Origin of the sequence: Streptomyces sp. NPDC093089, assembly GCF_044754405.1 — a bacterium.
Taxonomy (GTDB): Bacteria; Actinomycetota; Actinomycetes; order Streptomycetales; family Streptomycetaceae; genus Streptomyces.
Genome location: NZ_JBIVPA010000003.1, coordinates 542,609 through 551,959 on the forward strand (window position 1 = coordinate 542,609; position 9,351 = coordinate 551,959).

14 protein-coding genes and 1 pseudogene are annotated in these 9,351 nt (G+C 70.0%); 6 read left to right on the forward strand and 9 right to left on the reverse strand.

Annotated features, from left to right (window positions below; all coding sequences use genetic code 11):
• Positions 1 to 2 precede the first annotated feature (2 nt).
• On the reverse strand, positions 3 to 836 hold the full coding sequence (locus ACIQFX_RS09355; RefSeq protein WP_402460412.1) for a hypothetical protein: 834 nt from the start codon (positions 834 to 836) through the stop codon (positions 3 to 5).
• Positions 837 to 1,101: 265 nt separating this feature from the next.
• Here ACIQFX_RS09355 and ACIQFX_RS09360 point away from each other — a divergent pair, with 265 nt between their 5' ends.
• Positions 1,102 to 1,341 carry a hypothetical protein gene (locus ACIQFX_RS09360; protein ID WP_402460414.1) on the forward strand — a complete coding sequence of 80 codons (240 nt, stop codon included), beginning with the start codon at positions 1,102 to 1,104 and terminating at the stop codon, positions 1,339 to 1,341.
• The gene (locus ACIQFX_RS09365) at positions 1,341 to 1,715 is read left to right on the forward strand and encodes a toxin Doc (RefSeq protein ID WP_402460416.1); all 375 of its coding nucleotides are present in this window, start codon (positions 1,341 to 1,343) and stop codon (positions 1,713 to 1,715) included. The genes ACIQFX_RS09360 and ACIQFX_RS09365 overlap by 1 nt, the downstream gene beginning before the upstream one ends.
• 116 nt (positions 1,716 to 1,831) lie before the next feature.
• On the opposite strand, the gene ACIQFX_RS09370 is transcribed toward ACIQFX_RS09365, so the two are convergent.
• Both ACIQFX_RS09370 and ACIQFX_RS09375 read right to left on the reverse strand, forming a co-directional pair.
• Entirely contained in the window at positions 1,832 to 2,725 is an 894-nt protein-coding gene (locus tag ACIQFX_RS09370; RefSeq protein WP_402460417.1) for a GyrI-like domain-containing protein, read from the reverse strand.
• 216 nt (positions 2,726 to 2,941) lie between these two features.
• Positions 2,942 to 3,295, reverse strand: coding sequence for a hypothetical protein (locus tag ACIQFX_RS09375; protein ID WP_402460418.1), 354 nt, complete (start codon positions 3,293 to 3,295; stop codon positions 2,942 to 2,944).
• Positions 3,296 to 3,590: 295 nt separating this feature from the next.
• On the opposite strand from ACIQFX_RS09375, the gene ACIQFX_RS09380 reads away from it, so the two are divergent.
• Together ACIQFX_RS09380 and ACIQFX_RS09385 are read left to right on the forward strand one after the other, a co-directional pair.
• Positions 3,591 to 3,833, forward strand: coding sequence for a hypothetical protein (locus ACIQFX_RS09380; protein ID WP_402460420.1), 243 nt, complete (start codon positions 3,591 to 3,593; stop codon positions 3,831 to 3,833).
• Between the two features lie 167 nt (positions 3,834 to 4,000).
• A complete protein-coding gene (locus ACIQFX_RS09385; protein WP_402460422.1) occupies positions 4,001 to 4,258 on the forward strand; it encodes a hypothetical protein in 258 nt (85 codons plus the stop codon).
• Positions 4,259 to 4,280: 22 nt separating this feature from the next.
• Here ACIQFX_RS09385 and ACIQFX_RS09390 read toward each other — a convergent pair whose 3' ends face one another.
• The 6 genes from ACIQFX_RS09390 to ACIQFX_RS09415 form a co-directional block, all read right to left on the reverse strand.
• Entirely contained in the window at positions 4,281 to 4,679 is a 399-nt protein-coding gene (locus ACIQFX_RS09390) for a hypothetical protein (RefSeq protein WP_402460423.1), read from the reverse strand.
• 170 nt (positions 4,680 to 4,849) lie between these two features.
• Entirely contained in the window at positions 4,850 to 5,044 is a 195-nt protein-coding gene (locus ACIQFX_RS09395; protein ID WP_402460425.1) for a DUF4253 domain-containing protein, read from the reverse strand.
• Between the two features lie 220 nt (positions 5,045 to 5,264).
• The gene (locus tag ACIQFX_RS09400) at positions 5,265 to 5,567 is read right to left on the reverse strand and encodes a hypothetical protein (RefSeq protein ID WP_402460427.1); all 303 of its coding nucleotides are present in this window, start codon (positions 5,565 to 5,567) and stop codon (positions 5,265 to 5,267) included.
• A 50-nt stretch (positions 5,568 to 5,617) separates the two neighbouring features.
• On the reverse strand, positions 5,618 to 6,808 hold the full coding sequence (locus ACIQFX_RS09405; RefSeq protein ID WP_402460429.1) for an IS110 family transposase: 1,191 nt from the start codon (positions 6,806 to 6,808) through the stop codon (positions 5,618 to 5,620).
• A 155-nt stretch (positions 6,809 to 6,963) separates the two neighbouring features.
• Entirely contained in the window at positions 6,964 to 7,443 is a 480-nt protein-coding gene (locus ACIQFX_RS09410) for a diadenosine tetraphosphate hydrolase (protein WP_402460431.1), read from the reverse strand.
• 104 nt (positions 7,444 to 7,547) lie between these two features.
• A complete protein-coding gene (locus tag ACIQFX_RS09415) occupies positions 7,548 to 7,730 on the reverse strand; it encodes a hypothetical protein (protein WP_402460433.1) in 183 nt (60 codons plus the stop codon).
• A 297-nt stretch (positions 7,731 to 8,027) separates the two neighbouring features.
• Here ACIQFX_RS09415 and ACIQFX_RS09420 point away from each other — a divergent pair, with 297 nt between their 5' ends.
• Together ACIQFX_RS09420 and ACIQFX_RS09425 are read left to right on the forward strand one after the other, a co-directional pair.
• Positions 8,028 to 8,447, forward strand: coding sequence for an SAV_915 family protein (locus tag ACIQFX_RS09420; protein ID WP_402460435.1), 420 nt, complete (start codon positions 8,028 to 8,030; stop codon positions 8,445 to 8,447).
• Positions 8,448 to 8,461: 14 nt separating this feature from the next.
• Positions 8,462 to 9,309: pseudogene (locus ACIQFX_RS09425) on the forward strand (diaminopimelate decarboxylase family protein).
• Positions 9,310 to 9,351: the final 42 nt, after the last annotated feature.

Genomic DNA, 9,351 nt, shown 5'->3' on the forward strand with positions numbered 1-9,351 from the left:
CCTCAGGCGGGGTAGGCGATGGTGCCCAGAGGCGGGCAGTGGGTGAGCGTGGCGTCGGCGCCGGGGCGTCCGACGAAGGCGCGGGCCTGGGCGGCTCGTACGCGCTGGGATTCCAGCGCGTCGGCGTGCCAGGCATCGCGAGTGGCGCTGGTGTAGTCCCACGTGTCGTCGATGAGGCTGAGGCTGGTGTTGCCGGAGCTGCGCTGGAACTCCATCTTCAGGGCGACCTGTCGGAAGGTGCTCTGGACCGCGGCGAGTTCGATGCGGGTGACCAGGAGGCCGCGGGTGTTCGGCTCGCGGGTCGGCATGGGGGCCAGGGGGAGCAGTGACACTCCGGTGTCGAGGCGGCCGATGTTGTCGATGGTCGACCTCTGTGATTCCTGAACGGTGAGCTGTATCTCCTGGTGCAGCCAGAAGAGCTCGTCGAGGTCGGCCGCGGTGATGCGCATGCGCTGGTAGAAGGCTTGGAACCGCGGGTCGTGGTGCAGCCGTCGCAAGGGGGTGGAGTGGAGCGCCACGCAGTCGTTGTAACCGCTGGTCACCGCGGCGTCGAGGTGGAAGAGCGCCTGGTTCGCGTCCCCGCGCGCGATGGCCAGAGCGCTCAGGCTCGAGTGTCCCGCGGCAGCGAGCCACGTACCTTCGGGGCCGAGCGCCGCAGCGCGCGTGACGACGTCACGAAGGGCCGAAGCGACGTCCAGACGCTGACGGGAACCGAGGAAACCGCGGGGCGAGGAGGCGGTGTCCTGCCCCGGCACCATCACGTCGGCACCATGAGTCAGGATCGCCACCAGCAGTTCGTGCACGCGGGTGGCCAGTGAGTTGACGGTGTCGACCATGGATCTCCTCGGTCCTCAATGGTGCTGATTGCTGAGGATGTTGAGTTTCTGTCAGCTTCTGTGGGGATGACAACCTTCCGTATTTCGCCATTTCGCCATTTCGCCATAGCGCCGTTCCGTCATGCCGCTGTTCCGTCATGCCGCCGTGCCGCCTCGGTCTGCCTCGTGGCCGTACGAAAGTCCCGTCGGCCCGCCACCGGCAGCGCCCTGAGGCGTACAGCCGAACCCTGGCCGCCTCAGGTACCTGCTAGGTACCATCGGCGACATGCCGTCCTTGAACGTCACCTTCACCGACGAGGAGCTGGAGGAGGTCCGCGCCGCCGCGGCCGCCGAAGGCAAGTCCCTCAAGCAGTACGTCCATGACCTGTCGCTGCGCGAGCGACTGCGCCGCCAGTTCGTCCGGTACGCGGTCTCCTGGGGCGAGGCGCACCGGAGCGAGTTCGACGACGCGTTCCCCGACGAGGCCCCGCCCGCTTCCGCCGACCGCGGGGCGGACGCCGCCTGATGATCCTCCACATCGACGTCTCCTGGCTCTTGGACGTCCAGGAGCAGGCCGTTCCGGAAGACGTCAGCGTCGCCGACTACTCCGCACTCGTCGCCGCCGTGGCCCGCCACAAGACCCGCATCCCGCGCCCCGCCACCGCCGAGCCCGACCCGGCCTGGCGCGCCGCCGCCCTCCTGCACACCCTCGTCAGGCTGCAACCGCTGCCACACCGCAACAGCCTCTACGCCTGCCAGGTCACCGCCGCCTACATGCAGGCCTCGGGCGAGGGCATCAACCCTCCGTACGGTGCCATGGTCGAGCTCGTCCGCGACATCCAGGCCGGCAAGGCAGACGTCTACGAGGCCGCCGACCGCATCCGGACCTGGCGAGTCTGACCGCGGAGCGCGTCGCGACGTACATCAGAAGGGACCGGGACATCTCCTTCCGTCCTTCCGTCCTTCCGTCTGGAAGGCGATGAAAGCGATGAAAGTGATGTCCCGGTCCCAGCCCCTCACGCCCCGGCGCCCCCGCCGACGCGCTCGACCGGGATCCACAGCTGGGAGTCCGTGTCCGCGCCGATCTCCACCGGCTGCGTCCGCAGCAGCTCCGGACCCGGGCGGCTCGCGTACGGGTTCGAGGGGAACCACTGCGTGAACACATCTCGCCACAGTTCCTGGAGGGCGCTCGGATAGGGGCCGTGGTTGTCGAAGACCGCCCACGTCCCGGCCGGCACGTCGAGGGTTTCGAGCTCCTCGGCGGCCGCATCAGGACCAGTCACCACTCCGATCCAGTAGTCCACCTCTGCGCCCTCCTCGCGGCTGTCGGTCAGGTGCGTCACCGCCGACAGGACCCCGTTCGGCTCGCCGTCGGCCAGCTCCTTCATCCGTACGATCGCCTGTGTGTCCAGGCTCTGCACATGGGCCGCGGCGGCCGCGTTGACGCCCTCGTGCACGAGCGGGACCCGCGCCTTCCTGCCGACGACGCGAAACGCTTCCTTCTCGACGATCCGGTACCGCATGGTCGTACTCCCTTCGACGACGACACGGAAGGACATGCGCGGCTGTGCCGTGAGCGTCGCACCGGTGCGCCGTGCCTCGCCCGGCCCGATGCCGTGCACCGACCGGAACGCCCGGGCGAACGCCTCGCCCGAGCCGTACCCGTACCGCACGGCCACGTCGAGCAGCGTCCGCTCCCCGCCCAGCACCTCGGCCCCGGCCAGCGTCATGCGCCGACGCCGTACGTACACGGAGAGCGGCATCCCGGCGAGCGCCGAGAACAGGCGCCGGAAGTGGTACTCCGACGTCATCGCGACCCGGGCGACCTCGGCGACGTCGACCTCCCGGCCGGCCTCCGCTTCGAGAGACCGCTCGATGTGGTCGAGCGCCTGGTTGAGCTGCTCCAGCACGGTTCCGCGTCCTTCCTTCTGATGCCTCCACCGTAGGAAGCACCACCCTCCCAGGACCCGACCATCCGTGCCCGGAACGATCGGGTGCCTGACCAGGTCAAGAGCGTGCGGCATAGCGCCGCGCCGACGTCCGTGCGCGTCCCCTTCGGGGACAGGGACAGGGACAGGGACAGGGACGGGGACAGGGGTCCGGGTCCCGGCCGTGACGAAGAGGGTCTACTCCAGCGGATCCACGCGGCCGAGCATCTCCGCGAGCGGTGTACCGGTCCGCGCGGCCGCGATACGGCGGGCGCGCAGCTGAGCGCGCGTGCGGGGGCGGAACTTCGGTTCCCGTCCACAGCCGCACCCCTCGAAGCCCTCGTAGCGCAGCCCGGCACCGAGGACCGCGGCGACGACCGACCACGCCTTCCGATTGCTCCGGCGGGGCGCCGCGAAGTCGTGACCGGCACACAGCATCGGCACCCCACAGCGCGGGCAGGGCTGCTCGGCACCCGGATGCCGTTTGAAGCTGACCCGGCACGAGACACACGCGTAGTGCAGCTTGTAGTGGACGAACGCGTAAGTGCACATGGGGCGACCGTACCGACAGCGCTTCTCCGCCGGCCAACGGATTCCAGGTGGGTCGCGCGGGCCGGCGCTTCCGTGGCATAGCGGGGGGGCTGAACGAGGGGGTCACGTGTCGGAAGATGCAGCCGGAGCCGGAGCCGGAGCCGGAGCCGGAGCCGGAGCCGGAGCCGGAGCCGGAGCCGGAGCCGGAGCGGGCGTCACTGCCGAAACGAAGATGAACCGGTGGCTGGGTCGAACACGAGGATGTGAGCATGCGACGGTGAACTCAGGCCTCCCCACCGGTTGGACGATCGAGCGCGTGCGGACTGTGTCCGGAGACGCGAGCGCCGTCGTGCTCTCCGCCGATCGCCTCGTGGTGGTCGAGAACGCCGACCGGGCAGACTACGACACGCCCCGGCCCGCCGTGATCCTCTCGTTCCACGAGCTGTGCCTCGTGCAGGACGACGACGAATGGTTCATGGGGCAGCTGGACGGTGACGGGTCGGTGACCTGCTGGGCCTCGTACGGCTCCGACCTCGCCGAGGCCATCCGAAGCCTCTGAGCCCCGGGACGCGCAGCGGCGGCCTCTGAACTCCCGCACCTTCGGCGACAGCCTCCGAGCCCCACACCTTCGGCGACGGCCGCTGAGCTCCCGCACCTTCGGCACGCCGTCGCGCACGGCGCCGACCTGCTGGGCACCTTCGGGTCCACCCGGAGGTGGACCCGAAGGTGCCCAGCAGGTCGGAACTCTCCGAGGCCGTCGGCTGGCTGGACGCGGTCGAGACGGACTTCGCCGCGGGCCGACGCGGCGCCCCCACCGTCGCCGCGCACACCTCGAACGCCATGCGCACGCTCCGGATGCTCTACTTCCTCGCCGACACCGGCGTCCGCCCCGACGGCGGCCCCACCCCCGTGCGCCCACCGCACGCGGAGGCGCTGGAACGACGCCTGACCGAGGTACTGGCCCTGGCCTTCCAGCGGGCCTGAGCCCGAGCCTGAGTACGAGCCATCAAGGCCTGGCTGCGAGGGGGTGGTGACGGGCGCATGATTCCGCGGCCGACCACGGGACCCAGGAATGGGCCTCACGCCAACCAGGTCGCCCGCAGGCCCAGCCCTGGAGCACCTCAGCCACGGGTTCCACGGTGAAGACCCCGTGCCCACGGGGTACCCATGTCTGGAAGTGCTTGTCCGGCCCTCCCTCGCGGTACTCCACCTGATAGCTCAGGTCGTCGTTGAGGAAGACCTGCATGTAGTGCTGGTCGACGGGTTCCGAATCGAGCCGCCGCACGACGACGAAACGCGACGAGAGACTCATGTCAGCCAGCAGGTCGTGAAGCTGATCCTCGGACGGGTCGTCCCAGGTCGCCCCGTCCGCCTCGACTGCTTGAAGTATTGGTGTTGCTGCCATGTGGCCGACTCTAGTCACCCACCGCGGGCACGGATGGGAGCTCGACCCGGAAGCCGAGATCTGCAGGAGTGACCGGGCGGTCCGCTTCCCGTCCGGGCCTGTGCCGTACGGACAGGACGACAGCGTGCGGCCGACGTACACACACTGTCCCCGGGGCCTCCGGTCCGGGTTCAGTCCCACCAGAGCGACCACATCGTCGAGCGGACCATCGTGTCGCCGGTCTCCACCGGGTCCTGCACGGTGTCGAGGCAGTAGGCATGCAGTTCTGCGGCGGCCTGCGCGGCGCCCCGCGGGTCCAGCGGCGGTCGGTCGACGACCAGCTCTCCAGGTCGTCGACCCCGTAGGCGACCTCCTCCACCGACCATCGGCAGGCCGATACCAGAACGGACGCGGTCCTCGCATCGTGGTCCTGGGAGACGGCGTCACCGACCAATCCCTCCACCTCTGCGTCGTGACTCGGCTTCCCGCGCCCCGCGACCAGCGCCGTCGGCGAACTCAGCCCGACGTATGGCCGCCAGCCGGTCTCGCCGTGCCTACTGCGCCACTCCTCCCCAAGAGACATCTCACGTTGCTATGCCGTCAAGTTCAGGGGATGAGTCCTCCGTTCACGGCGCGGCCGTAGAGGCGCTGGTGCCACTCGTTGGCGTCCGGTCCGGGGTCGGCGGCCAGGACGGGGTTCGGGCCCGTCTCGATGAGGTGCAGGAGCGTCCAGGCGACGCCGTAGCAGTCGTCGGGGCCGAAGCAGGAGACGAGCGCTCGGGCTTCTTCTCCGGTGACTGGCCTCGAAATCGCTTCGAGTTGCTGAACGCGCCTGTCGATCTCTTCTTCGCTCGCGTCCCAGTCGGGGAGCGGGCCGTCGGCGACGAACGTCTGCACTTCGGGTCTCATGGGCGAATGATCGACTGCCTCCGTCACCGGGGGCAAGACATCTTGGCTGGTCAGGCTGCTGCTGCCTCGGCGAGCGAAGATGTGGGGAACGCGGACTGTTCGTCGAAGAGCTCGCGCTTGTGGAGGCAGTGGTAGAGCCGGCCGATCATGCGGTTGAAGAGGTTGCGCTGGGCGGCCGCGTGCCAGTCGCCTTGTTCGCGGCGGCGCCGGTAGTGGGCGTTGGCTCCGGTGGATGCCCGCAGGGTGGCGAAGGCCCAGAGGTAGCCGGCGTGGTTGAGCCGGTCGTTCTTCACCCACCGTCTGGTGATGGCGGACTTCTTGCCGGAGGCCCGGGTGATGGGTGAGGAGCCGGCGTAGGCCTTCAGGCCGCGGGCGTCGGCGAAGCGGGTGCGGTCGTCGCCGACCTCGGCCAGGACGCGGGCGGCGAGCTGGATGCCGAGCCCGGGGAAGCTCAGCAGGATCTCGGCGTCCGGATGCTGCGGGAAGGCCTCTTCGACCGCTTCGGCGAGCTGGTCGGCGGCGGTGCAGGCGGCGTCGAGCTGGATGAGGAGGGCGAGCATCTGCTTGCCGAGCGCGTCCTGGACCAATGGCGGCTGGTGGGCCCATTCGTCCCGGAAGACCTCGTGGAGGCGGTCGGCCTCGGCTTCGATGCCGCGTTGGCGGCCGGCGCGTTTGAGGGCGGCCTGGATCTGCGTGCGGGTCAAGCGCGCCGCCCGGGCCGGGGTCGGTGCGGTCTTGAGGGGTTCTCGGGCCTCGGGCCGGCACAGGCCGTTGGTCCAGGTGGCGAAGGCGGCCAGGGCGGCGGGGTAGTGCTCGCGCAGCAGGGAGCGGAGCTGGTTGGCGAGCTGCTGCCGGTTCCGCAACGAGTCCTGCCGGGCGCGGGCCAGGACGGTGATCGCGCGGCCGAGGTCGGAGTCGTCGGGCAGGGGCCGGTGGGCGTGCATGTCGGTGCGGAGGATGTTGGCGAGGACCAGGGCGTCGCCGGGGTCGGACTTCTTGCGGGAGACGCTGCGCCGGTCGCGGTAGCGGGCGGCGGCCATCGGGTTGATCGCGAACACCTTGCGCCTGCCGGTCCGCAGGACTGCGACCAGCAGGCCGCGGGAGGTCTCGATCGCGACCGGGATCGGGTTCTCCTCGCTGTCGCCGTACTCGGCGAGCAGTTCCAGTGCGCACTGTCTAGCCGTAGGCCTCTCGGGTCGGGTGCGTACGAAACGTCCGTCCGGCGCCCACGTGACCGCCACCACTCGCACCGGACCGCGCACCGATCTACGTTGAGGCCTCCATGGGACCCGGCTGCACCTGGATGTCACGGTCTGGTACTCGAACGCTCCGAGAAGCACCCGCTCCTGCAGAACGCTCATAACTACGGATTAGGTGACTTCTCGGTGCTGTGCTGTCAGACCGTCGAGCGCAGCCGATCCAGTTCGCTGCCGATCGCGGTCCGCAGTACGTCGTGCTGCGGACCGAGCCTGAATTCCTCTTCGGTCCATCGGGCCCGCGGATAGAGCCACACCGGGGCACTGACCACATCCGCCGGCTCCCAATCGAACCGCGGCCACACGTGTGCATGCAGAAACGGGTCCTTGTTGCCCAGGATCTCCAGGTTGACGCGTCGGAAAGCCGGGTCCAGCCGTCGGCAGGCGTGCTCGACCGCTTCGCCGAGCCGATCCATGTCGGAGAGGAAGGACAGCCGCTTGGACCGGGGAAGGTCTGACAGGCGCTGTACGTCCGGGTCGTCCACGAGGAGTACGGAGTATCCCGGCAGGAACTGGACATCGCCGATGACGGCGAACCCTGACGTCAACCGCCGCAGCACGGTCGGGTTCTCACCCTTCAGGGCAGTACCGATCCGATCCATCCGCCAGTCGTCAGCCATGTACACAACTTACTGACCCACAAAGGCTGGTCCCTGCCTTGCCGGCCACCTTGCCTTCCCGTGAGGGTCGGAAGGGGCAGGAAACGGCATGACCACGCGCGAGATCAGGGGCGGTAGACGAGTTCCAGAAGGACGGCCGCGATCAGGAGCCAGGCGCCGCCGCCGAGGAGCCACATGGTGTCGGCCACCACTCCCGCGGCAATGGCGACGAAGGCGCCGGAGGTGAGCGTCACGGAGCGGCGACGTACACGGTGGTCGGCACGCATCCGTCCGTGGGATCGGCTCATGAGACGAATGTAGGGCTGGAGGGCGACGAGTGGGCCGTTGCGTACGGCGTCTTCACGCGGTTTTGACGCCGTAGGACTCTGCGGTGCGTGTCATGACGCTTTGAGGCGCGTGGCGCGCGTGGCGAGGAGGCGGGGACGGTGTGGTCGGGAGGGGCGTATGAGCGGCGTATACGTCGTGGCTGATGCCGTCAGGGGAGTGTCAGGAGGCTGCCGGGGCTGGTGGGGGCCGGGAATAGCGTCGGAGGCAGCCCGGCGCGACCGCGTCGGGGGAGTGCGTTCCCTTCCTCGGAGGAACCCATGTCAGCTGCTTTGTACGGAGACGAGCCGGAGCCCGGAGAACCGCTCCCGGCCGGACGGCTGTGCGTGCCCGTCCGGCCGGGGTCCGGCAGGTGTGTGACCCGTCTCTTCCGCACGCCGGTCGGTGGCCGCACCGCCGTCGCGTTCACGGGCCCGGCACGTCTGAGGGCCGCCTTGGGGGAGACCCAGCCGTGGATCGTCCTCGCCGAGCCGGCGCTGCGCGCGCTCGTGGAACCGTTGGGCGTCCGCGAGCTGCGGATCGACCCGGTCCTGACCGCACCGGCTCCCGCGGCCTCCTCGGACGGGGCGCTCGCCGGTGTCGCTGTCGGCTCTTCCGCCTCTGCCTCCGCCTCTGCCGCTTCCGGCTCCGGGGCGCAGTCACTGCGGCGCCCGCGGCCGCTCACCTCGCTCGCGAAGTGAAGGGAACCGCAGCGATGGCCACCCTCCCCGTCTCCCTGGGCACCACCCCGACCGATTCCGATTCCGATTCCGATTCCGACGCCGATTCCGACGCCGATATCGATACTGTCCCGGTCCCCGCCCCCGTCCCCGTCCCTGACATCGCCCCCACCCTCGACGCCGCGACGGGCCCGGACTCCGCCGGCCTCGGTTCCGTCTGGCCCGCCACGACGACCGAGCGACCGCACGCCGATGTCCTCGTGGGCGGTGTGTCCCTTGCCGAGGTCGCCGAGAGGCACGGCACCCCCGTGTACGTCCTGGACGAAGCCGAGGTCCGTGAGCGCTGCCGTACCTACCGCAGGGCCTTTCCCGAAGCCGAGGTCCACTACGCGGCCAAGGCGTTCCTGTGCCGCGCGCTCGTTCACTGGGTCGAGGAGGAGGGGCTCGGCCTGGACGTGTGCTCGGCCGGTGAGCTGGAACTCGCCGTCACCACCGGATTCCCGCCCGAGCGGATCCTGCTCCACGGCAACGCCAAGTCGCCGCAGGACCTGGCCGTCGCGCTGCGCCTCGGTGTGGGACGGATCGTCATCGACAACCCCGCCTGATCGGCCGTCACTCGCCGGCCGAGGGCGAGCGCGTGACGGTCGTCGGCCGCCACTGCGAAGCCGGCGACGTCCTCGCCGAGGACGTGCCCCTGCCTGCGGACACCCATCCGGGCGACCTGATCGCGGTGCCGGTGGCAGGCGCCTACCACCTGGCGATGGCCTCCTCGTACAACCTCGTCGGTCGCCCGCCGGTGGTCGCCGTGCTCGACGGCCGGGCCCGCGTGCTGGTGCGGAGGGAGACGCTGGAGGACCTCAGGGTCCGCGACGTCGGCCTGTAGGAGAAGCCGGCCCCCGCCGCGATGCGGCGGGGGCTCGGGCCG

Bases quoted from the DNA above. Each gene is read 5' to 3' on its own strand.
- ACIQFX_RS09400 (WP_402460427.1), bottom strand. From the start codon at position 5,567: ATGAGACCCGAAGTGCAGACGTTCGTCGCCGACGGCCCGCTCCCCGAC.
- ACIQFX_RS09365 (WP_402460416.1), top strand. From the start codon at position 1,341: ATGATCCTCCACATCGACGTCTCCTGGCTCTTGGACGTCCAGGAGCAG.
- ACIQFX_RS09420 (WP_402460435.1), top strand. From the start codon at position 8,028: ATGTCAGCTGCTTTGTACGGAGACGAGCCGGAGCCCGGAGAACCGCTC.
- ACIQFX_RS09415 (WP_402460433.1), bottom strand. From the start codon at position 7,730: ATGAGCCGATCCCACGGACGGATGCGTGCCGACCACCGTGTACGTCGC.
- ACIQFX_RS09355 (WP_402460412.1), bottom strand. From the start codon at position 836: ATGGTCGACACCGTCAACTCACTGGCCACCCGCGTGCACGAACTGCTG.
- ACIQFX_RS09390 (WP_402460423.1), bottom strand. From the start codon at position 4,679: ATGGCAGCAACACCAATACTTCAAGCAGTCGAGGCGGACGGGGCGACC.
- ACIQFX_RS09395 (WP_402460425.1), bottom strand. From the start codon at position 5,044: ATGGTCGGTGGAGGAGGTCGCCTACGGGGTCGACGACCTGGAGAGCTG.
- ACIQFX_RS09410 (WP_402460431.1), bottom strand. From the start codon at position 7,443: ATGGCTGACGACTGGCGGATGGATCGGATCGGTACTGCCCTGAAGGGT.
- ACIQFX_RS09360 (WP_402460414.1), top strand. From the start codon at position 1,102: ATGCCGTCCTTGAACGTCACCTTCACCGACGAGGAGCTGGAGGAGGTC.
- ACIQFX_RS09375 (WP_402460418.1), bottom strand. From the start codon at position 3,295: ATGTGCACTTACGCGTTCGTCCACTACAAGCTGCACTACGCGTGTGTC.